We start from the raw sequence: 25,037 nt of genomic DNA on the forward strand, positions 1-25,037 counted from the left end.
CTAAGTTTGTTGCCTACCCCTCCCAGGTAGTTCACAGTCTCGTCAGCGCGGAACCGTGACCAGCACGAACGCGGCCAGCAACAGCGCCACCCGCACCCAGTGCAGCCGGTCCCAGCGGTGAGCGAGTTCCCGACTTGTCGGCGCCTCGCCAGGGCCGGTACCCGCCCACGCCGCGACGCGGTTGTTGATCGGCACCAGCGTGGTGAGCGTCAGGGCCATCACCACGCCCATCACCGCGACGGCGGCGATGGGGAGTGGCGCCGGCACGAGCACGGCATCGCCGACCAGCAGCACCGCCGCGGCGATGTACCAGAACGGCATCACCGTCCCGAGGAGCCTGCTGCCCGTCGCGCGCGCCTGGCGGTAGGCGTCGTCGGGCAGCCGTTCCAGGATCGGGTTGGTGAACGCGGCGACGCCGAACTCCACGCCGACGAGCGTGCCGACGACGATCACGGTGAGAACTTGCGCGATGTGCTCCATGACATCGAGCCTCGTCACTACACTGACAAAAAACAAGGTACTGACAAATTAGTCAGTAGAGGCGACGACGGGAGTGCATCGTGGCGGTGTCGAAGAAGGAAGTCGGTGAGTGCCCGATCGACGCCGCCCTGTCGGTGGTCGACGGCCGCTGGAAGGGCACCATTCTGTGGCGGCTCACGGACGGGCCGATGCGCACCGCCGAGCTCCGCCGCAGCATTCCCGGCATCACCGAGCGCATGCTCATTCGGCACCTGCACGAGCTCGTGGCCGACGGCATCATCGACCGGCACGACGCCGGCACGGTGCCGCCGTGCGTGCACTACTCGATCTCGGAGTACGGCAAGACCCTGGGCCCGGTGTTGTGGGCGCTGTGCGACTGGGGCCGAAAGCACATGGAGCGCAACGCTTCTCAGGCCCGCCACAACGCCGCGGCGCCGACGAGCCCGGCATCGCCGCCGAGTTCGGCGGGCACCACCCGCAGGCCGCGCAGGAAGCTCAATCCGGCGTAGCGCGGCAGCGCCGCCCGCAACGGGCCGAACAGCACCTCCCCCGCATTCGCCACGCCGCCGCCGATCACGACCAGGTCCAGGTCACAGACGGCGGCCGCCGACGCGATGGCGACGGCGATCGCCTCGGCACCACGCGAGAATGCCTGCACCGCAATCGGATTCCCGCGCCCGGCGGCCTCGGCGAGAGCCTTCGCATCGGCGTCCGGCGGGGCGTCCCAGCCGTGCTCGTGCGCCCACCGCGCCAGGTGCGGACCCGAGGCCACCGCCTCCACGCAGCCCTGACCGCCGCAGGCGCAGCGCGGTCCGTCGGGGTCGACGACGACGTGGCCGATGTGGCCGGCATTGCCGGTGCGGCCGAGGTACGGCGCACCGCCCTGCACCAGGCCGCCGCCGATACCGGTGGACACCACCATGCCGAGCAGGAACTGCGCCCCCTGCCCGGCCCCGCGCCAGTGCTCGCCCATGGCCAGGCAGACGACGTCGCCGGCCAGCCGCACCGGCAGGCCGGTGCGGTCGGTGAGGCGCTGAATCAACGGAAATTGGCGCCAGGCAACGACATTGAGCGGGCTGACCGTGCCCGCGACCACATCGATGGGGCCGGCGCAGCCGACGCCCACGGCGCGCACCGGCCGCCCGGCAGCGGCGGCGAGAGCGTTCCCGATCAACACGTCGACCGTCGCCCACACCTGCTCGCTGTCGGCGTGCGGGGTGGGGAGCTGCTCGCGGTGCACGAGCGCGCCGTCGGGGTCGACGAGGGCCGCGGCGATCTTCGTGCCACCGATGTCGAGGGCGAGGGTCAGGTCGGACATCGTGCGCTTTCAGTGCCGGTGGACGTGGTCGGGCTGACGCGGGTCGCCGGGATGTTCGTAGCTGGGCGCCAGATGCACCGACTCAGCTCGGCGGGCGTCGAGCCAGTGCCGGAAGGCCCGCCGGCGCGCCGAACCCAGCAGGTGCGCGGTGATCTGCGGCCGCACCTCGTCCAGCGCGGGGGCGACGGTCGGCGCGGTGGACCAGCCACCGGGACCGGGTACCGGCGGCGCGAACCGCAGCGGGTTGCGCGCGTGATAGCTCTCGACCTCCGCGTCGGGGATCCGCACCGCGGCGGTCACCCGAACGAACAGCGCCCGTGCCAGCGGCTGTTCGAACGCGGCCGCGGCGATACTGCCGAGCTCCATGCGGGCTGCCGCGTCGGGCAGCAGGTCGGTTTCGGTGGGCGCGTCCCTGTCGGTGACCCCGAGTTCGCCGGCCGCCACGCGCACCACCTCGTCGGTGACGAGCAGCTGAGCCAGCCAGCGCCGCAGCTGCCGGCCCTCACTGGTCCCGGGCGCCGGCAGCGACGGGGCCAATATGCTTGCCCGCAAACGTGATTCGCGCTCATCGAGTGCGGCGACGGGTATCTCCCGTCCGGCGACGGTGGCGATGCGGTTCATCGGACGCGCACCGATACCGCCGGTGTGTAGAGCACCCGGCCGGCCGCGGCGATCCGGATCAGCGCCCACCACTGTCCGGGCTCGATCCACGACGGTGGCGCGACGTCGAAGTCGAATGCGACGGTGCCACCGGCCGGCACATCGGCGCCGAGTGCGGCCGGCCCCAACCATTCCCAGGTGCCCCACGGACTGATCAGGTGCGCCTCCAGGCTCAGCGGAGCACCGGCGGCCGAGCCGACGACGACGCTCAGATCGCCGTGTTGCCCGGCGACGACGTCGACCGGTTGGGGTTCCTCGACCAGCCGCAGCAGCGGGGCGTCGCCGGGTTCGCCGACGGTGACGACACAGACGTCCTCGACCATCTGACGCCAGGCGGCCGGAACCTGATGGTGCTTGTCGCCGCCGGTGACCGCCAGCTCGACCCGCACCGGATACCGGCCGGCGGGGGCGTCGGCCGGAAGGTCCAGCTGCACTTCGGTTTCCAGATAGCCGCCGGGCGGCAGCACGAAGGGCAGTTCGTCCGGGGTGGCCGACCAGCCGTCGGGGCACAGCACGCGGACCCGGCCGTGGAGCGTGGCGTCGGTGCAGTCGCTGGCGGCGGTGACGCGCAACGGCACGGGGGCGCCCGGTGCGCCGGCGGCTTCGGTGGGGTGCACATGAGCGACCGCGGGCAGTCCGCCCAACGGTGCGGGGCCGCGGTTGTGCAGCCAGTACCGGGCGTAAACCGGTTGGGCGACTTCGGCATCCGGCGCCAGGGTGGCGTGGTCGCCGTTGAGCACGTGCGGCAGGTCGAGTCGGGCCCGCACGGTGGCGATCTCGAAACCGTGCAGCCGCAGGTCTTTTCTGCCGGCAATCGGCTGTTCGAGCAGGTCGAGTCGTTCGACGTCTTCGAGGTGCCGGAGGCCAGAGGTGACGTCGACCTCGGTCGGCCGTCCCGAGGTCTGGACCAGGCGCAGGGTGATGCCCGCGCTCGGGTCGACGGGCGCGCTGCTGCCGGCCGCGATCGGGTTGCCGGTGGCCTTCAGCGCGGCCAGCGTCACCTCGAATGCGGGTTCGACGCCCAACAGTGAACCGGTACAGGGCAATCCGCCGGCCACCGCGGGATGGTCGGTGCGCACCGCGAGCAGGGGCTGGGAGTATTCGGCGCTGCGGCCCGGGATGCCCGCGGCGCGCCAGTCGCCGTCGCCGGCCGCGATGGCGTAGTCGAAGGTGTGGGTCCAGTGCTGGAGCTGGAAGTTCGACCCGTCGGGTGCGGTGCGGCGCGGCGGGTCGATCCAGGTGCCCGAGGGCCAGCCGGTGCACGACCGCAGCAACGAGGTGTGCAGGACGCCGTCCGGTTCGACGGCGAAACCCGGTACGCCGCGGTTCAGCACCGCCACACTGCGGGCCTCGAAGGGCCCGATGCCCGCCGCGGCGTCCTGCTCGACGGTGATCTCGGTGGTCGCGAGGGCGGCGATCAGCTCGTCGATGGCGCCGGGTCCGGCGACGATCAGCACCGGCAGAGCCCGCACCCCTGTCAGGTCGGCGCCGGGAATCCACCGCTGCACCAGGTCGGCGTCGGCGGGCACCCAGAGCCGCGCGTTCCCGGCCGTCAGGCGGTGCCGCAGTTCGGCGCCGTAGCGGGGCTCGGCTGCCGCCAATACCGCTGCGGTGAAAGCGTTCTCGTCGGGGCCGCCGAGTGCGATGCGGGCGTCGGGCAGGTTGGAGTCGACGGAGAGGTCGCCGTAGCGCGGCTTGCCGGCACTGCTGCAGGTGGCCGTCACCCCCGCGCGCACCAGCGCGACCATCAGGTCGCGGGTCGGCGACTCTGGGTCGGCGGCGTCCGGCGCGACGACCTCGGCGACCGACACCGCCCGCACGCTCTCGCCGTGCGCGTCGCGGACCCGGACCCGCACCGCCGAGGACAGCCCGAACCACCCGTAGGCGGGGTTGTCCAAGGTGTAGGGGTGCTCGGCGGTGTCGACCGCGTCGTGCGAATCCCGTTGGTGCAGTAGCCCGAAACCGCGGCCGATCACCGCGTCGCCGACCTCGCTGACCGGCATCGCACCCGGCACCGGGCAGGGCCAGCGCAGTCGCAACAGCTTGTCGGCGCCGGTGAACTCATCCACCACGGTGCGGCAGTCCACGCGGTCCATACCGCGCCACAGCGTGATGGTCTGGGTGTACCGCAGCACGTCACCGATGCGCCCGGTGACCATCAACCGCTCCCCCAGCGCGCTGCGGTAGGCCTGTACCGACTCGGCTGCGCGCTCGGCGGAGCCCACCACCGGCCCCTTGGGCAACAGGTGCCAGGGCCCTTCGTGTTCGGTCGGATGCGCGGAATGCTCGTCGTAGACGGCGATCTCGTTACCGACCCGGCCCGCGCCGATCAGCTCGACGCCCGCGCGCACCAGCGACGACACCGCGCCGCCGCGGTCGGGGTCGACCGTGCAGCGGTAGCGATCGTTGCCGATGCTGGTGCCGGACATCGGTTCCCAGGACGCGGGCGCCCACGCCGGTTGCGTCACGGCGTCGCCGAGCGTGTATCCCCGCCACCCGAGCGACGGCACGTCGTGGGCCGCCCAGGTGACGGTGTGGCCGTCGTCTTCGATCAGGACCGGGACGGGCGCGCCGTCGGCATCGAGGACCGGCCCTGCCGGCGGTTCGTCGAGGTGGATGGTGACGATGTCGGTTCGGCTGTGCGCCAACGGGTTCCACACCACGATGTCGCCGTCGACGGCTCGCGACAGCAATGCCACCGCGTTGTCGCGGGCGGTCCGGCCGAGTTCCCACGCGTCGCGCCAGCCGGTGAGCAGGTCGAGGTACACCTGGTCGGATTCCGATCCGGTGATGGCGTCGTGGTGTGCGCCGTAGGCCAGTTGCACCCAGGCCTTGGCCAGGGCAGCTTGCGGATAGGTGGCGCCGGTGAGCAATCCGGCGAACACCGCGAACCGTTCGGCTTCCAGCACGACGTGCTCGGCGGCCCGGTTGGCCTGCTTGGTGTCGATGTACGACACGTCCTTGCCCGTGTAGATCGGGTTCATGTCGCGGGTCTGCGGCGACGGCTGGGTGCCGTCGGCGGCGAGTTCCGCACGCACGGCGGCGAAGAACTCCCGCGGCAGCGCGCACACGAAGCGGGGCCAGGTGTAGCGCGCCGCCCAGTCACGATGGATGTCGGTGACCCATTTGTTGGGCGGGGTGTAGTCGGTACCCACCGGCAGCAGCACATTGCGGGTCAGCGCAACCTTTTTCAGCTTGGCGAACGTGGCGTAGGTGGCCGCCTCGGCCTCCTGCAGCGACGCCGACGAGTCCATCCACCAGCCGGCGGCGTAATGCGCGGGCATGTAGTGCGTCAGCAGCCCGCGGCCAGACGGCGCGATCCAGTCGAATTCACTGGCGAACTGCATGCGTTCGGGGTCGCCGTCGCGGTGCATCGGGCCCCACTGGTGATGCGGGCCGCGGGCCCACGAGCTGGAGGTCAGGCCGGTGTCGGCGGCCATGCCCGGGAACTGCGGGTCGTGGCCGAACACGTCGAGCTGCCAGGCCGTCGCCGGGTCGGCGCCCATGACGTCGCGCTGGAACCCGATGCCGTGCAAGAAGTTCCGGATCGCCGTCTCCGGACTGGTCAGGTTGGTGTTCGGCTCGTTGTAGGTGCCGCCCATGATCTCGACGCGGCCCTCGGCGAGCAGCGCGCGCAACTGGGCGCGCTGCTCGGGGTGGGTGTCCCAGTAGGGTTTGAGGTAGTCGACCTCAGCGAGGACGAACTTGTATTCCGGTTCGCGCCTTGCCATTTCGAGATGTGCGGTGACCAGCTCGAAGCCGTTGGTCTGCCGGCAGCGGCCGGGCGGGTCCTCGGTCCAGACGCTGGTGTAGGCGGCCTGCGTGTTCCACCACACCGGGTCGTAGTGGAAGTGGCTGATCATGTGCATGGTCCAGCCGGGCTCGGCGACGACGAACTCGAACGGGATCTGTTCACCGCCGATCTCGAGATGCGCGGCCCGTACCTGGCCCGGTTGTCCGCCCTGCACAACCACCGGAATCTCGACGAAGCCGGCACCGGGCTGAGCCAGGGCCCGGCCGCTCAGCCCCTCTCCGACGACCCGCAACTCGGCGACCTCAGCGCATCCCGTGTAGTCCACCCGGACCAGCTGCAGCGGTTCGTCGGCCGGGCCGACGAACAACTCGGTGGAAACCACGGCCGTCACCTGCAGGAGTCGTCCCGTCGACACCCCTGCACCATACGGCGCAGCGCCGCTACTCGGGAGGCATTGCGGCACGCAACCGGTCGGCGACCACCGCGGCCGCGGCGATCACCTCGGGCGGTTCGAGGACCTCGAACCGATACCCCGGCATCGCCAGGTACAGCACGATGCGCTCGGGGTCGTCGCCCCCGGCGGTCACCACGCAGCGGTCCGGACCGTCCGCCACGATCTGTGCCGATGATGCGGAAAACATCTGCGCCAGTTGACTTTCGGACGCCTCATACCGGACCCGCGCGACGTAGCGGTACGGCGACGCCGTGATGGCCTGGCGCACGAACTCCGCCGGATCAGGCGCCGGGCGCGGCGCGAACGTCGTGCCCGCGGCCTTGACGTCGACCATCCGGTCCAGCCGCAGCGTCCGCCAGTCCTGCTTGTCGCGGTCGTACGCCAGCAGGTACCAGCGGCGCCCGGTGGTGACGAGTTGGTAGGGCTCGAGCCGGCGCTCGGTGTTGTTGCCGCGGATGTCGGTGTAGCCGAGCCGGACGTGTTCGTGGTCCCGGCAGGCACGCGCCAGCGTCATCAGGTCGTCGGGCGACACCGCTTCGACGGCACCGCCGCCGGTCAGCGTCACCGTCGCGTCGTGCACCGCGGACACCTGCGACCGCAGCCGCGCGGGCATGACCTGGTCGAGTTTGGACAGCGCGCGCAGCGCCGACTCCCCGACGCCCGCGACGCTGCCGCCGGCCGCCAGGCGCAGACACACCGCCATCGCGACGGCCTCTTCGGGGTCGAGTAGCAGCGGCGGCAGCGCGGCGCCGGCGCCCAGCTGATAGCCGCCGTCGCGGCCCTTGCTGGCGTGCACCGGATAGCCGAGGTCGCGCAGCCGCTCGATGTCGCGGCGGACGCTGCGCCCGGTGACGCCGAGCCGGTCGGCCAGCTCCTGGCCCGTCCACACCCGGCGTGCCTGCAGCAGCCCCAGCAGTTGCAGCACGCGACTCGTCGTTTCGGACATGACAACACTCTGCCGCATTCATAGGACAGAAACAGTCCTAATTAGATGTCAGGCTCTACACGTGACCGAAGAACTGGCCGACCAACTCGACTGGCACTGGCAACACCAGCTGCGCCCCCGACTCGAGGGACTGACCGACGACGAATACTTCTGGGAGCCGGTGCCCGGCTGCTGGACCCTGCACCCCGACGGTTCCATCGACTTCAGCTATCCCCCACCACAACCCGAGCCGTTCACGACCATCGCCTGGCGATTGGCGCACGTCATCGTCGGTGTCCTGGCCATGCGGAATCACTCACATTTCGGCGGGCCCCAGGCCGACTATCAGTCGTGGCCGTACGCCCGCGACGCCCGCACCGCGCTGGAGCAGCTCGACGCCGCCTACGCGAACTGGATCACCGGGGTCCGCGGCCTCGACGATGCAGCGCTGGCCCGGCCGTGCGGACCGGCCGAAGGTCCCTACGCTGACTTCTCAATGGCCACCCTCGTGCTGCACATCAATCGCGAAGTCATTCACCACGGAGCGGAAATCGCCTGCATCCGTGACCTTTACACCCACACGAAGAAGGAGAAGTAGGCATGCCCGGACAGCCCGCACCCGCCGGTGACGAGCGTCAGACCCTCGTCAACTTCCTGGCGTTCCAGCAGGACGCCTTCGCGGCCGTCGCCCACGGCCTCACCGATGAGCAGGCCCGCTCCACCCCATCGGTGAGCGCCCAGTCGGTCGGCGGCCTCATCAAGCACGTCACCGCCGTTCAAGCGGGCTGGGTCGAGCGCGCGGTGGCCGCCCCCGACTTCCCGCCACCGGACACCCGGCCGATGGCCGAGATCATGGCCGAGTACGCCGACCAACACGTCATGCGCGACGACGAGAAGCTCGGCGACCTGCTGGCCGCACTGCGCGAACAGAACGCCAAGACACTGCAGGCCTTCGCCGAACTCGACCTGGACGCGCTGGTGCCGATTCCGCACGACGTGCCGTGGTTCCCGACCGACATCGACCACTGGAATGTGCGGTGGGTCGGCATGCACCTCATCGAGGAGCTGTCCCGGCACGCCGGCCACGCCGACATCATCCGGGAATCCATCGACCGCGCCACCATGTACGAACTGCTGGCCGCCGAGGAGGAATGGCCGGAGACGGAATACATCAAGCGCTGGCGGCCCGCCGCCAAGTAACTCGGGATCCACGAAATGGCTGCTCCCGCCCCACGGCGGAGCAGCCATTTCGTCGTTATCGGCGCAGCACCAGCGCCAGCGCCGCGTCGACCACCACGTCCAGATCGGCGCCCAACGCGCCGGACAGCCACTGCTGGGCCAGCTCTGCCATGGCGCCGGTGTACATGGCCGCACCGACGCGCGCGGCGACGGGGTCCGAATTCGGGTGCGGCCGGCCGCCCTCGGCGAGGACCGCGTCGAGCAGCAAGTCTTGCGTGACGGCGCGGCGCGCGGCCAGCACGGGGTTGGCGCGGGCTTCCGTGAACAGCACCCGCCCGCGCCGCGGATCGGCGGAACCGAAGCCCAGCACCGCGGCGATGCCGGCGCGGGTCCGGTCCCGCACCGAGTCGCCCGCGACGGTGATCGCGGCGTCGACCATGGCGGCCAGTTCGATGCTGACCTTGTCGTAGACGGCGCCCAGCAGTTCGTCGATGCCGTCGAAGCTCTCGTAGAAGTAGCGCGTGTTGAGTCCGCACTCGCGGCACACCGAGCGGACCGACAGCGCCGTTTCGCCACCGGAGCCGAACAATTCGAATGCCGCGTCGACCAGTAGCCCGCGCCGTTCGGCGCGGCGGTCGTCGAGCGGAACCCCCGCCCACCTGGTCGGTGTCGACATCCCTACAGCCTAGGTCTGGTCACACCCGTCACCAAATACTATTCTGGTTACGACCGTGACCAGAAGGGGTTGACGTGTACCTGCCGCACCAGTTCATCGAGCACCAGCTTCAGCACCGGTTCGACCAGACCATCCGGCGGAACTATTTCCGTGGCATGGAGTTCGCCGGTCCCGCCGGCGACCCGGGCTGGTTCGGCCCCGGCAGCGCTGTCTGGCATGTGCACTCCCACACCGAGGCGCTGGTCTTCGGCCTGCAGTGCGCCGCGTTCATCGAGCGCCTCGACCCGTCCATCTACTGGATGGGCATGCACCACTCGCGCCTGGTCCAGCGCGACGACAACGGCGAGGCCGTCCCGGTGATCGACCCCAAGGGCGCGGCCGTGCGGCTCGGCCACTCCATCGCGTTCTTCATCGGCACCGCCTACGGCAGCACCGAGACCGCCGAGAACCTGGCCCGGACCGTGCGCGCCATGCACCACACCATCAAGGGGGTCCGCCCGGACGGCGCCGCCTACGACGCCGACGACCCGGACTGGCTGCGCTGGAACTACGCGACCGTCGTGTGGGGTCTGGCCACCGCGCACGAGCTCTACCACCCGAACCCGTTGCGCGGCAAGAAACTCGACCGCTACTACGGCGAGTTCATCCGTGTCGGGCACGCCCTCGGCGGCACCGACCTGCCCACGACCAAGGCGGAGACCCTCGAGTGCCTGAAGTCCTATCTCCCCAGGCTGGCGCTGACGCACGGCGCCGCCATGGCCACCGGCCCGAACCTGCCGATGCCGCAGAGCGCCGTCGACTGGGCGGTGCGGGACACCATGCCGAAGTGGGCCAAGCAGCTGCTGGGCCACACCGACCCCAACCCGATCGAGCGCACGGCCCGCCGCGTGGTCGTGTGGTCGATCATCAACGGCCTGCACGCCGCCGCCGGACCGTTCCCGGAATTCCGTCAGGCCAAGGCCCGCGTCAAAGGCGGGGTCGACCCGGAGCTGGCACCGCACACGGTCCCGGCGTACGTGCCCGGCAGCGACCCGGTCCGCAGCCGCGCCGACATCGAAAGCGTCTTCGTCTGATCCGCGCCGGCGAAACGGCGCGACGCGAGACACACCTTTTTGGCGGTACCCGGGGTTTTGAGACACTTCACCAATGACTTCTACGCGGAAGACACCGCACCGTGAAGGTGCCAGGCTGGACCGGGTGCCGTTACCCGTCGAAGCCGCCCGCATCGGGGCCACCGGCTGGCAGCTCGCCCGGACCGGCATACGGGTCGTCGGCAATGCCTTTTCTAAGGGCAGCCTGCAGCAGAAGGTGATCAAGCAGGTCCCGAAGGCCTTCTCCGATCTCGGGCCGACGTACGTCAAGCTCGGCCAGATCATCGCGTCCAGCCCCGGGGCCTTCGGCGAGCCGCTGAGCCGCGAGTTCCGCAGCCTGCTCGACCGGGTTCCGCCCGCCAACAAGGACGAGGTGCACAAGCTGCTGCGCGAAGAACTCGGCGGCGACCCGGCCGACCTCTTCGCCACCTTCGACGACGAGCCCTTCGCCTCCGCGTCCATCGCCCAGGTGCACTACGCGACGCTGCACTCCGGCGAAGAGGTCGTCGTCAAAATCCAGCGCCCGGGCATCCGCCGCCGCGTGGCCGCCGATCTGCAGATTCTCAAGCGCGGCGCGCAGATCGCCGAGCTGGCCAAGCTGGGCCAGCGGCTCTCCGCGCAGGACGTGGTCGCCGACTTCGCCGACAACCTCGCCGAGGAACTCGACTTCCGGCTCGAGGCGCAGTCCATGGACGCCTGGGTGGCGCACATGCACGCCTCGCCGCTGGGCCGGAACATCCGGGTGGCCCAGGTCTACTGGGACCTGACCAGCGAGCGTGTGCTGACCATGGAACGCGTCGAGGGCATCCGCATCGACGACGCCGCCGCCATCCGCAAGGCCGGGTTCGACGGTGAGGAACTGGTCAAGGCCCTGCTGTTCAGCGTTTTCGAGGGCGGCCTCAAGCACGGCCTGTTCCACGGCGACCTGCACGCCGGCAACCTCCACGTCGACAAGGACGGCAAGATCGTCTTCTTCGACTTCGGCATCATGGGCCGCATCGACCCGCGGACGCGGTGGCTGCTGCGCGAACTCGTCTACGCGCTGCTGGTCTCGAAGGATCACGCCGCGGCCGGCCGGATCGTCGTCATGATGGGCGCCGTCGGCACGGTCAAGCCGGAAGGCCAGGCGGCCAAGGACCTGGAGGCGTTCACCACGCCGCTCACCATGAAGTCGCTGGGCGACCTGTCCTACGCCGAGATCGGCAAGCAATTGTCCACCCTCGCCGACGCGTACGACGTCAAGCTGCCGCGCGAGCTGGTCCTGATCGGCAAGCAGTTCCTCTACGTCGAGCGGTACATGAAGCTGCTGGCACCGCGGTGGCAGATGATGAGCGATCCCCAGCTGAAGGGCTACTTCGCCAATTTCATGGTGGATATCAGCCGCGACCACAAGAACGCCGAGGAGTAGGCCGCCGGCCGCATCCGACCATGAATCACGAAGAATCCGAGGACTAGGCCCATGCAGCCCGAACGAGACACCACCCCCGAGGTCCGGACCGGCTTCGCCCGCTCTGGCGACCTGGACATCGCCTACGAGGACATGGGCAACCCGGACCATCCGGCGGTGCTGCTCATCATGGGCCTGGGTGCGCAGCTGCTGTTGTGGCGAAAAGGGTTCTGCGACAAGCTCGTCGAGAGGGGCTACCGCGTCATCCGGTTCGACAACCGCGACGTGGGCCTGTCCACCAAGATCGAGGGCCGGCGCTCCGGTTCCGCGCTGCTGCCCCGGATGCTGCGCTCGTACGCCGGCCTGCGCAGCGACGCGGTCTACACGCTGGAGGACATGGCCGACGACGCCGCGGCACTGCTGGATCACCTCCAGATCGAGCAGGCACACATCGTCGGCGGGTCGATGGGTGGCATGATCGCGCAGGTCTTCGCGGCGCGCTACCAGCACCGCACCAAGACGCTCGGCGTCATCTTCTCGAGTAACAACCAGCCGCTGTTGCCGCCGCCCGGGCCGAAGCAACTCAAGGCCATCACGACGCGGCCGCAGGACACGTCGCGCGCCGGCGTCATCGCCAACGCGGTCAACGTCGGCCGCATCATCGGTAGCCCCGGCTACCCTACGCCGCTCGACCGGGCCGAGGCCGACGCCGCCGAAAGCTACGACCGCTCCTACTACCCCGTCGGCGTGGCCCGGCACTTCGGGGCCATCCTGGGCAGCGGCAGCCTGCGGCGCTACGACGAGATGATCACCGTCCCCACGGTCGTCATCCACGGTCGAGCCGATAAACTGATGCGACCGAGCGGTGGTCGAGCAGTGGCCAAAGCGATCCGGCGCGCTCGGTTGGTGTTGTTCGACGGCATGGGTCATGACCTGCCCGAGCCCCTCTGGGACGACATTGCCGGTGAACTGGCCACCACATTTGCCGAAATCCCGTAGACGTATCAGTCCGGTCACAGCCGCCGCCACGCTGGGGGAATGAACGCGGCTTCCGGCCTGAAGGCGGTTACGTTTGCTGTCTCGACTGACCGTGACGGCGCGTTACACCAACGTCAAGGAATCGGTTGGGGGCCAGGTATTGTGCGGTCACGATTGTGATTTAGTGACCGGCATCACCACTGAGTGAGGAAGGTCAAGTAAGGTGTTACAGATGATTCAGGATTCGACTGGGGCCAAGGACATGCGGCCGCATTTCGAGGACATCCAAGCCCACTACGACCTGTCTGACGATTTCTTCGGACTTTTCCAGGACAACTCCCGCAAGTACAGCTGCGCCTACTTCACCGGACCTACCGTCACGATGGAACAGGCGCAGCTTGCCAACGTGGACCAGCACCTCGAACAGCTGGACCTCAAGCCCGGCATGACGCTGCTGGAGATCGGCTGCGGCTGGGGCCTGACGATGCAGCGCGCCATGGAGAAGTACGACGTCAACGTCATCGGTCTGACGCTGAGCAAGAACCAGCAGGCGTTCTGCACGGAACTGCTGAGGAACACCGAGTCGGACCGTTCGCACCCGGTGCTGCTGCAGGGCTGGGAAGAGTTCCACGAGCCGGTGGACCGCATCGTGTCGATCGAGGCCTTCGAACACTTCGGCTTCGAGCGCTATGACGACTTCTTCAAGAACTGCTACGAGATCATGCCCGCCGATGGACGCATGACCATCCAGAGCAGTGTGAGCTACCACCCTTTCGACATGTCGGCCCGCGGCAAGAAGGTGTCGTTCGAGATGGCGCGGTTCATCAAGTTCATGGCCACAGACATTTTCCCGGGCGGTCGCCTGCCCACCACGCAAATGATGATCGATCATGGCGAAAAAGCCGGCTTCAACGTCCCCGAGCCGCTGTCGCTGCGTAACCACTACATCAAGACGCTCGGCGTCTGGGCGGCCAACCTCGAGCACCACAAGGACGAGGCGATCGCGATCTCCGGCCAGGTGAACTACGACCGCTACATGAAGTATCTGACCGGTTGCCAGTACTACTTCCTCGACGAGTGCCTCGACGTCAGCCTGGTGACCTACACCAAGGAAAAGGAAGCCGCGTAAGCATTTTCGACGAGTAGCGCCCCCGACCCGAGGTCGGGGGCGCTACTCGTTTTCGGGATCAGTTGGCGGATGCCGAGGACTTCGCGCTTGCGTCACCGTGACGGTGCGAGCGCTTCTCGACGACGGGCGGGGTCGACGCCTCATCGCCTGATGTGTCCGACTTGGCGGCTTTGTCACGCGCACCCTTGGCGTGCGCGCTCGATCCGGCGGCCTTGCGCGGCTTGGCGGTGACCGATGTCTTGCCGGACGGATCAGTCGACGCGGCGGTATCCGACGCCGTGCCTGCCGCTGCGGTATCCGATGCCGCGGTGCTGTCGGCCGTCGTCGACGTGGTCGACCCGGCGACCTTGGCACGCTTCTTCACCTTGATTGCCGTCGACGTGGCTCCCGTCGACGTGGTTCCCTCGGATTCCGCCGTGGCCGTCGTCGCGGCGGATGTCTCGGTAGCGGTGGTGCCGGTCTTTGCGGCCGCCTTCGCAGCCAACGGCGTGGCGGTCGGCAGTGCTCCGCTGAGGTGAGAGCTGACGGCCGTCACCCAGGCGTTGATGGCCTTGCCGAGCTGCTGGAACTCACCCTGGATCGCCAGGCTGATCGAATTCAGCAGACTCGCCAGCGACTGGGCGATCGCCGTCACCCCGGAGACGACTCCCCCGACTGTCGAGCCGACACCGCCGGCCGCACTGCTGGCGTACTCCTTGATCGCGGCCTCGATGACGGCGACTGCCAGCTTCGGCGTCCAGTCGGCGTTGTAGATGCCGAAGCCGTCCGCACCGGCGACGCCGTCCTGCGCGGTGTAGATGAACACCGGCCCGGCATACGCGAGGGTCTGCCAGGTGTCGATCAGATTCTTGATCAGGTCGGCCTGGGTCTGCTCGCTGACGTCGTTGGTGGACGCACCGAACTCGCTGATCCAGATCTTGAGGTTGCCGTCGCCGTACTGCTGCAGGAGCTGATAGATCGCATTGAGTTGCATCAGTGGGGAATTCGCGACTCCGGCGCCCGACGAGAAGGGCAGCGACTCCTGATAAGGATGGAACGACAACGCGTCGAAGTAGCCGGAGGCCCCGGCAGCCAGCATCTCCTTGACGAACGTCACCGGATCGAGCGTGATGCTGCCGAAGCTGATGACGCTGCCGAGCGCGCCGGCGACCACGGTGGCGGTCGGGTCGACCGCCTTGATCGCCGGATAGGCCGCCTTGAGCAGCGCCGCATAGGCGGTGGCATCGATGGGATCCGAGGACAGCACGTAGTTCGGCTCGTTCCAGATCTCGTAGGCCGAGATGGTCGAGCCGTAGCGCTTGGCCACCTCGGCGGCGAATGACGCGTACGTGGCGGGGTCGGGTGTGCCGGCACCGGTGATGGAGGTCGACGAGCCCGCCCATGTCGGCGTGCTGGCGATTTCCACCATGACGCCCATGTTCCGGTCGGCCGCGGCCTGCATGACCATGTCCATGTAGGACCAGTTGTAGGTGCCCTGCGCGGGCTCGACGAAGATCCACGGGACGAACACGCGAATGTCCTGGACCCCGATGGACTGCAGCGTGTCGAGTGTCTGGTCGATCTGCGCCTGAGTCTGTCCGTACAGCCCCGAGTCGGCGATCCCGATCGTCGACGGCGCGGACACGATCTCCGCAGCGGGCACGATCTGGGCGGTCGGATTCGACGGCACACTCGGCGGCGCGTACGCACAGATCAGCGCGATCGGGAGCATCGCGATAATACAGCGGAACGAACAGGCGCGGACCAATGCGCGCAGCGACCAATACATGCCAGCCTCCTCACCCCGAACGACTGGCCAGCGAATTGCTAAAAGGCCGTCGATGAATGGCGGAGAAATTACCTCCATTGACGACAACAAATCTGCAGAACCGTTAGAGAAATAAACATACCTATGGTCAACAACCAGGTGAAACGGCTATATCTACTCACAGCCGGCTGATAGACTCCTGACAGAATTTTCCAATAAATCTGCGCACGCACGTTGCATAGCACACATAATTACCAAGCTCAGCAAATACGAATTACCGTTGCCAAAGTCACCAACATGGGTCCGAACCCACGTCCGGTACATTCACGATGGCGTGACGCGCGGCAGCAGCCCGAACACGAGAACACGGAGGCGAATCATCGCGATGTGGCAGTCGGTTCTGACGTACGCGGGCGCCTTGTCGCTCTGTGCAGCCGCGGCGGCGATCGCGATGCGGTGGGTTCCGATCGTCAACAGATCGTTGTTGGCGCTGGCCGCCGGTGCGCCCTACGTGTCCATGGGCGCGCCGGTGGGCGCCGTGCTGTTGGGCGCCGCGAGGAACTGGCCGCTGACCGCGGTCGCCGTCGCGACCACTGTCGCTGCGATTGCCGTACAAGTGCCTCTGTTCCGGCGCACGAAGGCGCCGTCGGGGACGGCGCTTCGGTTCCTGTCGGCCAACCTGCGCTACGGGCGGGCCGATGCCGAAGCCGTCGTCCGGTACGCCGAGGCGAGCGCGGATATCGTTGCGCTGCAGGAACTTACACCCGCCGCGTTGGCGCGGCTGGAGGCCGCCGGGCTGGACCGGCTGTTCCCGCACCGGGCGCTGCGCGAGATGGACGAGCCCGGTGGCGTCGGACTGTGGAGCCGCCACCCGATCAGTGACGTCCGCATCGATGACGGCTTCTGGCTGGGAATGCTGGCCGCCGACGTCCACGTGCCCGGGGCGCCCGCCCCCACCCGGGTGCTGACCGTCCACCTGTCCGCGCCGTGGCCCGATCCGCTCCAAGGCTGGCGCGACGACCTGGCGCGACTGGCCGGCACGTTGCTGACGGCGGCCCGGGCAAGCACCGGCCCGGTGCTGCTGGCCGGTGACCTGAACGCGACGCCGGACATGCGCGAGTTCCGCCGGCTGCTGCGGCAGGGCTATCAGGATGCCGGCGCGCAGGCCGGTGCCGGTGTGGTGCGCACTCATCCGTCCGACATCGTCGCGCCGCCGGTTTTCGCCGTCGACCACATCTTGACGCGCGGGTACGTGGCCACGTCGCTGCGGACGCTGCAGGTGCCCGGTTCCGACCACCGGGCGCTGCTGGCGCAGTTGGTCGCCGGCTGACTCAGTTCACCGGCACGTCGAGGATCGGGCGCGGCTCCGATGCGCCCGGCCCGTTGAAGTGCCACCACTCCCCCGGGTAGACGGTCAGCCCGCCGGCGACCATGGCGTCGCGCAGCCGCGCGCGGTTCGCCTGCTGCGCGGGGGTGACTCCCACGGTCGCGTAGGCCGTGGCGCGCGGCGTGAAGTCGTCGAAATCGGTACCCATGTCGACGCCGGTGATGGTCACGTCCACCGACAGGCCGGACTCGTGGCTGCGCGCGAACTGGCTGGGTTTGGCGACCCAGTTGGGGTCGGGCACCGCCTGGAACATCCGCACCTGCACGTCATGCGGGCGGTAGCAGTCCCAGAACGTCAGCACCTCGCCGTGCGCGCGCAGTATCCGGGCGGCGGTGGCCAGCCCCGGCGCCATGGACTCGTGGATCAGGCAGCGGGCATCGGCTGGGTACAGCGCGACGCCGACGAAGTTGTTGGGGGTGGCGTAGCGCAGGTCGATCACCGCGTCGGGGACGACGGTCCGGACGTCGATCAATCCGGCCGCGGCGGCCTGCGGTGACACCGGCGGCGGGGCGGGCTGTGGTGCTGCCGAGGCCGTGCCGACATCACTCACCGCGAGCGCGGCTCCCAACATCACCGCGAGGGTTCGCACGAACATGTGTCGAGGTTGCCAGATCCCGGCACCGGGCAACCACGGGATCGCCGGAAGTCGCGGCGCTCCAAGGCGGTCGGCGGGCTCAGCGCCCGGGCGACACCGGCTTTCTGGTGTTCTTGGCACCGGCCCGCCGATTCTTCGTCGGCGCGGACTTGTCAGGCCGATCATCTGCCGCCTGCGGTGTGGCCAGCCGGTCCATCCACATCCGCAGCGTGGTCACCAACAGCGCCGCGCTCTGGTCGGCGTCGGCCATCCCGATGGCTTGCGATATCGCCAGTCCGCTTCCGGTCGCCACGATGGCGTCGATCGCCTCGTCCAATCGCGGGTCGGCGGGGTCGACGCCCTCGGGTATCAGGTCCTCGATCATCACCCGGACCGACTCCCGGAACCGATTGATGGTGTCCATGGTTCCGGCAGTCTGCTCGGGGTCCCCCAAAGTGCTCAACAGGTACTCCGAGCCGAGCACCGTGAGCGGGATGTCCGACGACAACCGCGACCACCAGATCGCCAGCACCCCGAACCTGTCGTCCACCGAATCCGACTCGCCGACAAGCATTTCCAGCAGCTTGGTGGTTTCCGTGAGGTACCTCGTGCGGAGGACTTCGAGGCAGAGCGCCTCTTTGCCCGCGAAGTTGCTGTAGACGGCGCCGATGGTGCGGCCGGCGTCGGCCGCGATGGCTGCGATGGAGGTGCCGTGATACCCGTTCGCGTAGAACAGCCGCGCCGCCGAATCGAGCACATCCTGGCGCGTTTGTGCCTGACTCTCCGCGCGTGTCAACACTTTCCGAGCCGCCACAGTGTCCTCCGCAGGTCCGCCAACCGGTCGCCGACGAGAGGCCAGACTACCGCGTCGACGCGCCGGAAGTTTGATATTGCTCCCATATCCGAATAGGGCCACTATCCGAAATGTGACATCGGCTTCACGGCGGACAGCCCGACGGCGGCGCCATGCCCATGTCCGCGATGAGCAAGACGTAGACCCGGCGACGCGTCCCGCCCAGCGAAATTGATTACTGCTCAATTCTTTTCATTGCGATCGCCCCAAGGAGTCGAAATGACCGATACGCACAGCACGACCAGCACTGCCGAAGGATGTCGACCATGGCGGTGACAGTGGTGACGGGTGCCGGTAGCGGCATCGGACGTGCGGCGGCCTTGCGGTTCGCCCGCAACGGCTCCGAGGTCGTGGTGGCCGACATCAACGAGCAGACCGGCCGGGAGACGGTCGAGCTGATCGAGAACTCCGGTGGCAGCGCCGCGTTCCGGCGACTCGACGTCGCCGACCTCGACGACTGGGAGGATTTCACCGCTTGGGTCTGCGTCGAGCACGGCGTGCCCGATGTCGTGGTCAACAACGCGGGCATCCTGATCGGCGGCGGATTCCTGGAACAGACCAACGCGGACTGGCGGCGGATGATCCAGATCAGCATGATGAGCCCGCTGGTCGGGTCTCGGTTGTTCGTGCAGCGCATGGTCGACTCCGGCACGCGCGGTCACATCGTCAATGTGTGCTCGGTCGGCGCGTTCATGCCGACGCCCATCGCCCCCTCGTACGTGGTCGCCAAGGCCGGAGCGTGGTTCGGCACGCAGGCGCTGCGTGCCGAGTTCGGCGACAAGGGCATCGGCGTCAGCGCGATCTGCCCCGGACTGATCCGGACAAGCCTGGCCGCCAACGGAACTCGCGGTGGCGTGAACGACGGCGACAGTGCGGATTGGTCGTCGAACCTCGCCGCCGGACATCGTCACTTCGGCCGTTCCCCGGATCGTGTGGCAACTGCCATCGAACGCGCGGTGCGCTGGAACCTATCGACGGTGCCGGTCGGCATCGAGGCCTGGGCCGGTTGGTATCTGTACCGGCTGTCACCGAGTGCGGCGCGCGGATTCTTGGGACTGTTCACGATGTCGATCGCCGACAAGGCAGTCGCCCTGTCCGGCAAGCTCTTCGGAGGTAGACGATGAAGAACGTCATCGTCACCGGCGCAGGTGCCGGCATCGGGCGCGAGACGGCAAAGCTGTTCGCCGCCAAGGGCGGTCGGGTGGTCGTCGCCGACACCGACATGCCGGCCGCGAAGGAGACGGTCGAGCAGATCGTCGGCGCGGGCGGCCAAGCCGTCGCCTACCGGCTGGATGTGGCCGCAGACGACGAGTGGGGGGCCTTCGGCGAGTGGATGTTTGCCCACTTCGGCGCGCCCCACGTGCTGATCAACAACGCGGGCGTCATGGACCTCGGCGGGTTCGTCGAGATGAGCGCCGCCCAGTGGCAGCGTGAGATCGACATCAACTTGATGAGCGTCATCTACGGATCGCGGGTCTTCGCGCAACAGATGATCGACGACGGGATTCGCGGCCATATCGTGAACCTGTCGTCGGCGGCGGCGTACTTCCCGTCCAGACTCGAGCCCGCATACGGCGTCGCGAAGTCGGCGGTCCTGATGGCCTCGCAGTCGCTTCGAGTGGAGTTGCGCGGCAAAGGGATCGGCGTCACGGCGATCTGTCCGGGCGCCATCCGCACCAACCTGCTCGCGAACGGTGAACGGGCCGGACTCACCGCGGCGCAGCAGGCGGCGTGGCGCGAGAGCGCGGGCGGTATGCAGCGATATGCCTACACCTCGCCGCAGAAGGTGGCCCGGGCGATCGAACGGGCCGTGCGGTGGAATTCGGCCATCGTGCCGGTCGCACCGGAAGCCTGGCTGCTGTACGGGCTGTTCCGGCTCTCCCCCAGCCTCACGCGCGAGGTGCTCGCGCGCGCGTCCTTCGAACGCATCGAATCGGTGATCCCCTTCGCTGGTAAAACACTCGCCCGGCTGACCGGGAAATAGGAGATATGACAATGACATCCAGCGAGACCCCCGAATTCGAGGTCGTCGTCATCGGTGCGGGCTTCGGCGGCATCAACGCCGGCGTCCGGCTCCGGCAGGCCGGCATCGAGAACTTCGTCATCCTCGACAAATGGGACAAGGTCGGCGGGACGTGGAACGCCAACCACTACCCCGGCGTCGCCGTCGACATTCCGTCGTTCATCTATCAGTTCAGCTATCACCAAAAGGGCTACTGGTCGCGGCTTTTCGCACCGGGCCACGAAATTCAGGCGTATGCCGAGGAGGTCGTGGACGCCCACGGGCTGCGGCCCAAGCTGCGCCTGAACACCACGGTCACCGGCTGCCGGTTCGACGAGGCGAACGACATCTGGCACGTCAGTACCGACGCCGGCGAGGTGACGGCCCGGTTCATCATCGCGGGCATCGGCGGCCTGGAGGTGCCGAACCTCCCGGATATCGCGGGCATCGACAGCTTCGGCGGGACGGTGCTGCACACGGCCGCCTGGGATCACAGCGTCGATCTGCGCGGTAGGCGGGTCGGCGTGATCGGCACGGGCGCCAGTGCGTTGCAACTGATTCCGGAGGTCGCCAAAGTCGCCTCCCACCTCACGGTGTTCCAGCGCACCCCGATCTGGGTCGCGCCCAAGCCGGATTGGAACACCGGGCCGGTCACCAAGGCCGTACTGGGCACCCCGATACTGCGCGCGCCGTTGCGCGCGATCGGCATGGTGGGTGTCGAGGTCGGTGTCGGCGCCGGCATGCTGCACGGGCGGCGCATGAAGCCGCTCATCCGCGGTGCGGAAGCCGCGCTGAAGCTCTGGATGCGTACGCAGGTCAAGGATCCGGTGACGCGGGAGAAGCTCACGCCGAGGTACCTACTGGGCTGTAAGCGGCCGTCGATGCACAACGAGTACTTCAAGACCTACAACCTGCCGCACGTCGATCTGGTGACCGACCCCATCGAAAAGGTCATCCCCGACGCGGTGGTGACCGAGGGCGGCGCGGCGCACGACATCGATGTGTTGTTGTGCGCCAACGGATTCAAGGTCATGGCCAAGGGCAGTACGCCGCCGTTCCCGACCCTGGGCCGCGACGGCGTCGATCTCAACGAGTTCTGGGAAGCCAACCGCTATCAGGCGTATCAGGGCGTCTCGGCGCCGAAGTTCCCCAACGCCTTCCTTGTCATCGGGCCGTACGCCTATGCGCCGGGCTCGTATCTGGTGTTGATCGAGTCGACCGGGGACCACGCCGTGCGCGTGATCACCGAGGCGCGGCAGCGTGGCGCCACCCGTGTGGAGGTCAAGCAGGAGCCGCACGACCGCTTCTTCGCGGACATGCAGAAGCGCGTGGCGGGGACTCCGCTGATGACCTCGGCGTGCGGCGGCTCCAACACCTACTACCTCAATCATCACGGCGACGCCGCGGCGTTCCGCCCGACCACGGTTCTGGAGATGCGTTGGGCGAAAAAGCATTTCCCGCTGTCGGACTACCGGTTCACCCGCAACACGGTGCACGTGCCCGAGGGCGTGAGCGCATGAGTACAACGCCACAATTCGAGGTTGCCGTCATCGGCGCCGGGCCCGGCGGGATCGCCGCGGGGGTCAAGCTCCGCAAGGCCGGCATCGACGACTTCGTCATCCTCGAACGCGCCGACGATGTCGGCGGCAGCTGGCACGAGAACCACTACCCCGGTCTCGGCGTGGACATCCCGACCATCGCGTATCAGTACTCGTTCGCCCGCAACGCGAACTGGGATCGTTTCTTCGCCAAAGGCGCGGAGGTCAAGCAGTACCACGTCGATGTCGCCCGAAAATACGGTTTGTACGACCGTATCCGGTTCAACACCGACATCGAGCGGGAGGAGTGGGACGACACCGGCAGTTTCTGGAAGCTGCACGCCGCCGACGGCTCCGTCGTCACGGCGCGGTTCCTGATCAGCGCGGTGGGCGCGTTCGTCCGGCCCAAGGAGGACATCGGGATTGCCGGTGCGAAATCGTTCAAAGGCAAGGTGCAGCGGCCGACGGATTGGGACCACGACTACGACATGGCCGGCAAGGCCGTCGGCATCATCGGCACGGGAGCCAGTGCGGTGCAGATCATTCCGGCGATCGCACCGGAGGTCGGCCATCTGACGGTGTTCCAGCGCACCCCGGTCTGGTCCATTCCGAAACCCGACTTCCGCGTACCCGCAGCGATGAAGAAGCTGCTGGCGATCCCCGGTGTGCAGGCCACGATCCACGGCGGCGTCCTGGTCGTGGTCGACCTGGTTCTCCGTGGGGCACTGCGGACCTCGCATGCGACGCTCGACCGAGCCGACGCGCTCTGCATCCGCGGCTACCGCAGATTCGTCGCCAAGACGGTGCACGACCCGGAGACCAGCGCGAAGCTGACGCCGAACTTCGGTCTGCTCGCCAAACGGCCGACGATGTCCAACGGATACCTGCAGGCCTACAACCGCGCCAACGTATCGCTGGTGACCGATCCCATCGAGAAGATCACGCCGACCGGCGTCCGGACCCGCGACGGAATTCTCCACAAGCTGGACGTGCTGATCCTGGCCACCGGTTACGAGGTGTTCTCCGACCCGGAGACGTATCGCCCGGGAACCGTCATGGGCCGAGGTGGTTTCGACCTCGCCAAGTTCTACAACAAGGAAGGGCTGCAGGCGTACGAGAGCGTCTCAGTGCCCGGGTTACCCAACCGGTGGACACTGTGCGGCCCGTACTCGTGGACCGGGTCAGGCTGGCACGCGTTCGTGGAAATGACTGCAGACCATGCCATTCGCGCGATCAGCGAGACCCACCGCCGCGCGGCGCAGGTCTGCGAAATCCGCCGCGAAGCCGCCGACGCCTACCACCGCACGACCTACCAACGTGCCGACCTGTTGCGCTATTACCTCGCTGACCTCAACGGGCATGTGCCAACCTACTACCGCAATTCGCAGGGCGACACCACGTACATCCGTCCCTCCGGATTTTTCGAAGCGAGCCGCGGCAACCGCAAGTTCCCGCTCGACGACTACCGCTACGACATCGCGGCCACGACCGAGGAAGTTCGGGTATGAGCGCAATCGACTGCGTCACCATCGAATTGCCCAGCCGAGCGAGCATGGCGCTACGGATCGCCGATGCGTTGGGCCGCAGAACAATTCGACCTGCGCTCGACGCGATTGCGATGTTGGGTTACCGCGGCCCACTGCGCGGCACTCCCGCGTTCCGCATCGCCAACCTCGCGGAGCTCGTCACCGTCCCGCTGCGGGCACCGCGCGGCACCCGCCGCCGCGCGCTGCGCTTCGCCGACTTCCGCGCGGAATGGCTGTGGCACAAGACAATCGCCGGACCCGACGAGGTCACCGGCGGTGCGATCCTCTACTTCCACGGCGGTGGTTTTGTGGCTGGTGGGCTGCACAGTCATCGCCGGATCGCGGGCCGCATCACCCGCGCCGCGGGCATCCCGCTGCTCAACGTCGACTACCGGCAGCTGCCGGCAGCCCACATCACGGACACCGTCGCCGACGCGCTCCACGCCTACGAGTACCTGCTCGGGCTGGGCTTCGCACCCGACAAGATCGTGTTCGCCGGCGATTCCGCGGGCGGCGGTTTGACCTTCGCCGCTGCGCTGGCCGCACGTGAGCGCGGACTGCCGATGCCCGGCGGCATCGGTGCCATCGCACCGTGGGCCGATCTCGACCCGGCCCGCAGGCTGGCCCACGCCAACGATCGGACGGACGCCGTGCTGTCGGCCTTCACGCTCTCGGTCCCGGCGTTGATGGGTTTCGCTGCCGGCCGCAATCTGGATCCGCGGTGGTCGCCGGTGAATCACGACTTCACCGGGCTCCCACCGGTTTTCATCCAGGTCGGCTCGACCGAGGTCCTCCTGGCCGACGCCGAACAACTGGCCCGGTGCTGCCGTGATGCGGCAGTGCCCTGCACCGTGCAGATCTGGGATCGCGCATTGCACGTCTTCCACGCCGGGGCCGACATCCTTCCCGATGCCCGGGCCGCGATAGCCGACATGGGGCGCGCCCTCTGCGCGTTTGTCGACGCCGCTGCCGCGCCGCTGCCGACCGACCACAGCACGGCGGCATGACCGTGGCGATACCCGCTCCGCAACCGACTGAACAGAACGGAATCTCCATGCCCCAACCGGTCTTTCGCCAACGCATCACCGCCTGGATGCAACAGCGCCCGGCCCCGCTTCCCCGGCTCTGGCACGGAGTGGACCGCATCCACTTCACCACGGATGCGGTGATCGGGCTGATCGAGAAGGCGCACATAGGAGTTCGGGATCAGATCGTGTTACGGGCGGCCGCCAGAGTCGGTGTGCCGCCGTCGGCCATCGACACCTTCCGCCGACGGCACACGCAGTTCTTCGGGCGCGTGTACCGCGGACTGCACACCATCCACTGGTACGTCTAAGACAACGAACCCCCGTACGACCGGAGTCGTACGGGGGTCCGTT

The 25,037-nt window shown here is 68.1% G+C and carries 23 protein-coding genes; 14 read left to right on the plus strand and 9 right to left on the minus strand.

All coding sequences use genetic code 11. From position 1 onward, the window contains the following. Positions 1-42: 42 nt before the first annotated feature. Positions 43-480 carry a DUF1772 domain-containing protein gene (locus VXD91_RS30180; protein ID WP_212813581.1) on the minus strand — a complete coding sequence of 146 codons (438 nt, stop codon included), beginning with the start codon at positions 478-480 and terminating at the stop codon, positions 43-45. A gap of 80 nt (positions 481-560) precedes the next feature. Between VXD91_RS30180 and VXD91_RS30185 the strand changes: the two genes are divergently transcribed. Further along, on the plus strand, positions 561-989 hold the full coding sequence (locus VXD91_RS30185; protein ID WP_346417108.1) for a helix-turn-helix domain-containing protein: 429 nt from the start codon (positions 561-563) through the stop codon (positions 987-989). Here VXD91_RS30185 and VXD91_RS30190 read toward each other — a convergent pair. Genes VXD91_RS30190 through VXD91_RS30205 form a run of 4 tightly spaced genes read right to left on the minus strand, consistent with a single transcriptional unit; the run spans position 890 to position 7,612 of the window. Then, positions 890-1,798, minus strand: a complete 909-nt coding sequence (locus VXD91_RS30190; protein ID WP_346417109.1) for an ROK family protein — start codon at positions 1,796-1,798, stop codon at positions 890-892. The two genes, VXD91_RS30185 and VXD91_RS30190, sit on opposite strands and share 100 nt — an antisense overlap. A gap of 9 nt (positions 1,799-1,807) precedes the next feature. Beyond that, positions 1,808-2,419 (minus strand): malonyl CoA-ACP transacylase, encoded by a 612-nt coding sequence (locus VXD91_RS30195; protein WP_346417110.1) that lies wholly within the window; start codon positions 2,417-2,419, stop codon positions 1,808-1,810. Then, positions 2,416-6,609: an NEW3 domain-containing protein gene (locus VXD91_RS30200; protein ID WP_346417169.1), complete on the minus strand. Its 4,194-nt coding sequence runs from the start codon at positions 6,607-6,609 to the stop codon at positions 2,416-2,418. The genes VXD91_RS30195 and VXD91_RS30200 overlap by 4 nt, the downstream gene beginning before the upstream one ends. A gap of 43 nt (positions 6,610-6,652) precedes the next feature. After that, positions 6,653-7,612: a YafY family protein gene (locus VXD91_RS30205; RefSeq protein WP_346417111.1), complete on the minus strand. Its 960-nt coding sequence runs from the start codon at positions 7,610-7,612 to the stop codon at positions 6,653-6,655. Between VXD91_RS30205 and VXD91_RS30210 the strand changes: the two genes are divergently transcribed. Next, entirely contained in the window at positions 7,611-8,189 is a 579-nt protein-coding gene (locus VXD91_RS30210; RefSeq protein ID WP_167838024.1) for a DinB family protein, read from the plus strand. The two genes, VXD91_RS30205 and VXD91_RS30210, sit on opposite strands and share 2 nt — an antisense overlap. Before the next feature lie 2 nt (positions 8,190-8,191). Then, complete coding sequence (locus VXD91_RS30215; protein ID WP_135356854.1) at positions 8,192-8,791, plus strand: DinB family protein; 600 nt, start codon at positions 8,192-8,194, stop codon at positions 8,789-8,791. Positions 8,792-8,846: 55 nt separating this feature from the next. Here the strand turns inward: VXD91_RS30215 and VXD91_RS30220 are convergent, their stop codons facing one another. Next, positions 8,847-9,446 (minus strand): TetR/AcrR family transcriptional regulator, encoded by a 600-nt coding sequence (locus tag VXD91_RS30220; RefSeq protein WP_135356853.1) that lies wholly within the window; start codon positions 9,444-9,446, stop codon positions 8,847-8,849. A 74-nt stretch (positions 9,447-9,520) separates the two neighbouring features. Here VXD91_RS30220 and VXD91_RS30225 point away from each other — a divergent pair, with 74 nt between their 5' ends. The 4 genes from VXD91_RS30225 (at position 9,521) to VXD91_RS30240 (ending at position 14,031) form a co-directional block, all read left to right on the plus strand. After that, on the plus strand, positions 9,521-10,519 hold the full coding sequence (locus VXD91_RS30225) for an oxygenase MpaB family protein (protein WP_135356852.1): 999 nt from the start codon (positions 9,521-9,523) through the stop codon (positions 10,517-10,519). A gap of 73 nt (positions 10,520-10,592) precedes the next feature. Then, positions 10,593-11,945 (plus strand): AarF/ABC1/UbiB kinase family protein, encoded by a 1,353-nt coding sequence (locus tag VXD91_RS30230; RefSeq protein WP_135356851.1) that lies wholly within the window; start codon positions 10,593-10,595, stop codon positions 11,943-11,945. Positions 11,946-11,996: 51 nt separating this feature from the next. Further along, the gene (locus tag VXD91_RS30235; protein ID WP_135356850.1) at positions 11,997-12,923 is read left to right on the plus strand and encodes an alpha/beta hydrolase; all 927 of its coding nucleotides are present in this window, start codon (positions 11,997-11,999) and stop codon (positions 12,921-12,923) included. Positions 12,924-13,134: 211 nt separating this feature from the next. Beyond that, positions 13,135-14,031 carry a cyclopropane mycolic acid synthase family methyltransferase gene (locus VXD91_RS30240; protein ID WP_061003116.1) on the plus strand — a complete coding sequence of 299 codons (897 nt, stop codon included), beginning with the start codon at positions 13,135-13,137 and terminating at the stop codon, positions 14,029-14,031. Between the two features lie 58 nt (positions 14,032-14,089). Here the strand turns inward: VXD91_RS30240 and VXD91_RS30245 are convergent, their stop codons facing one another. Beyond that, entirely contained in the window at positions 14,090-15,799 is a 1,710-nt protein-coding gene (locus tag VXD91_RS30245; protein WP_167838023.1) for a cellulase family glycosylhydrolase, read from the minus strand. A gap of 364 nt (positions 15,800-16,163) precedes the next feature. On the opposite strand from VXD91_RS30245, the gene VXD91_RS30250 reads away from it, so the two are divergent. Then, complete coding sequence (locus VXD91_RS30250) at positions 16,164-17,108, plus strand: endonuclease/exonuclease/phosphatase family protein (RefSeq protein WP_061003119.1); 945 nt, start codon at positions 16,164-16,166, stop codon at positions 17,106-17,108. Position 17,109: 1 nt separating this feature from the next. Here VXD91_RS30250 and VXD91_RS30255 read toward each other — a convergent pair whose 3' ends face one another. Continuing rightward, positions 17,110-17,760: a M15 family metallopeptidase gene (locus VXD91_RS30255; RefSeq protein WP_064858294.1), complete on the minus strand. Its 651-nt coding sequence runs from the start codon at positions 17,758-17,760 to the stop codon at positions 17,110-17,112. A gap of 79 nt (positions 17,761-17,839) precedes the next feature. Continuing rightward, entirely contained in the window at positions 17,840-18,496 is a 657-nt protein-coding gene (locus VXD91_RS30260) for a TetR/AcrR family transcriptional regulator (protein ID WP_346417112.1), read from the minus strand. Positions 18,497-18,858: 362 nt separating this feature from the next. Here VXD91_RS30260 and VXD91_RS30265 point away from each other — a divergent pair, with 362 nt between their 5' ends. Genes VXD91_RS30265 through VXD91_RS30290 form a run of 6 tightly spaced genes read left to right on the plus strand, consistent with a single transcriptional unit; the run spans position 18,859 to position 24,994 of the window. Further along, complete coding sequence (locus VXD91_RS30265) at positions 18,859-19,716, plus strand: SDR family NAD(P)-dependent oxidoreductase (protein ID WP_135356847.1); 858 nt, start codon at positions 18,859-18,861, stop codon at positions 19,714-19,716. Further along, positions 19,713-20,576 (plus strand): SDR family NAD(P)-dependent oxidoreductase, encoded by an 864-nt coding sequence (locus tag VXD91_RS30270; RefSeq protein ID WP_061010589.1) that lies wholly within the window; start codon positions 19,713-19,715, stop codon positions 20,574-20,576. Before VXD91_RS30265 ends, VXD91_RS30270 begins: the two co-directional genes overlap by 4 nt. A gap of 11 nt (positions 20,577-20,587) precedes the next feature. Further along, a complete protein-coding gene (locus VXD91_RS30275; RefSeq protein WP_135356846.1) occupies positions 20,588-22,114 on the plus strand; it encodes an NAD(P)/FAD-dependent oxidoreductase in 1,527 nt (508 codons plus the stop codon). Continuing rightward, positions 22,111-23,640 (plus strand): NAD(P)/FAD-dependent oxidoreductase, encoded by a 1,530-nt coding sequence (locus VXD91_RS30280; RefSeq protein ID WP_135356845.1) that lies wholly within the window; start codon positions 22,111-22,113, stop codon positions 23,638-23,640. Before VXD91_RS30275 ends, VXD91_RS30280 begins: the two co-directional genes overlap by 4 nt. Continuing rightward, entirely contained in the window at positions 23,637-24,665 is a 1,029-nt protein-coding gene (locus VXD91_RS30285) for an alpha/beta hydrolase fold domain-containing protein (RefSeq protein ID WP_135356844.1), read from the plus strand. The genes VXD91_RS30280 and VXD91_RS30285 overlap by 4 nt, the downstream gene beginning before the upstream one ends. 47 nt (positions 24,666-24,712) lie before the next feature. Next, entirely contained in the window at positions 24,713-24,994 is a 282-nt protein-coding gene (locus tag VXD91_RS30290) for a hypothetical protein (RefSeq protein ID WP_135356843.1), read from the plus strand. Positions 24,995-25,037: the final 43 nt, after the last annotated feature.

The organism is Mycobacterium sp. SM3041 (genome assembly GCF_039668335.1).
Lineage (GTDB): Bacteria > Actinomycetota > Actinomycetes > Mycobacteriales > Mycobacteriaceae > Mycobacterium.

Coding starts and splice junctions, on each gene's coding strand:
- VXD91_RS30180 (WP_212813581.1), bottom strand. CDS start 480: ATGGAGCACATCGCGCAAGTTCTCACCGTGATCGTCGTCGGCACGCTC.
- VXD91_RS30190 (WP_346417109.1), bottom strand. CDS start 1,798: ATGTCCGACCTGACCCTCGCCCTCGACATCGGTGGCACGAAGATCGCC.
- VXD91_RS30195 (WP_346417110.1), bottom strand. CDS start 2,419: ATGAACCGCATCGCCACCGTCGCCGGACGGGAGATACCCGTCGCCGCA.
- VXD91_RS30210 (WP_167838024.1), top strand. CDS start 7,611: ATGACAACACTCTGCCGCATTCATAGGACAGAAACAGTCCTAATTAGA.
- VXD91_RS30205 (WP_346417111.1), bottom strand. CDS start 7,612: ATGTCCGAAACGACGAGTCGCGTGCTGCAACTGCTGGGGCTGCTGCAG.
- VXD91_RS30215 (WP_135356854.1), top strand. CDS start 8,192: ATGCCCGGACAGCCCGCACCCGCCGGTGACGAGCGTCAGACCCTCGTC.
- VXD91_RS30220 (WP_135356853.1), bottom strand. CDS start 9,446: ATGTCGACACCGACCAGGTGGGCGGGGGTTCCGCTCGACGACCGCCGC.
- VXD91_RS30230 (WP_135356851.1), top strand. CDS start 10,593: ATGACTTCTACGCGGAAGACACCGCACCGTGAAGGTGCCAGGCTGGAC.
- VXD91_RS30235 (WP_135356850.1), top strand. CDS start 11,997: ATGCAGCCCGAACGAGACACCACCCCCGAGGTCCGGACCGGCTTCGCC.
- VXD91_RS30240 (WP_061003116.1), top strand. CDS start 13,135: ATGATTCAGGATTCGACTGGGGCCAAGGACATGCGGCCGCATTTCGAG.
- VXD91_RS30245 (WP_167838023.1), bottom strand. CDS start 15,799: ATGTATTGGTCGCTGCGCGCATTGGTCCGCGCCTGTTCGTTCCGCTGT.
- VXD91_RS30250 (WP_061003119.1), top strand. CDS start 16,164: ATGTGGCAGTCGGTTCTGACGTACGCGGGCGCCTTGTCGCTCTGTGCA.
- VXD91_RS30255 (WP_064858294.1), bottom strand. CDS start 17,760: ATGTTCGTGCGAACCCTCGCGGTGATGTTGGGAGCCGCGCTCGCGGTG.
- VXD91_RS30265 (WP_135356847.1), top strand. CDS start 18,859: ATGGCGGTGACAGTGGTGACGGGTGCCGGTAGCGGCATCGGACGTGCG.
- VXD91_RS30270 (WP_061010589.1), top strand. CDS start 19,713: ATGAAGAACGTCATCGTCACCGGCGCAGGTGCCGGCATCGGGCGCGAG.
- VXD91_RS30275 (WP_135356846.1), top strand. CDS start 20,588: ATGACATCCAGCGAGACCCCCGAATTCGAGGTCGTCGTCATCGGTGCG.
- VXD91_RS30280 (WP_135356845.1), top strand. CDS start 22,111: ATGAGTACAACGCCACAATTCGAGGTTGCCGTCATCGGCGCCGGGCCC.
- VXD91_RS30285 (WP_135356844.1), top strand. CDS start 23,637: ATGAGCGCAATCGACTGCGTCACCATCGAATTGCCCAGCCGAGCGAGC.
- VXD91_RS30290 (WP_135356843.1), top strand. CDS start 24,713: ATGCCCCAACCGGTCTTTCGCCAACGCATCACCGCCTGGATGCAACAG.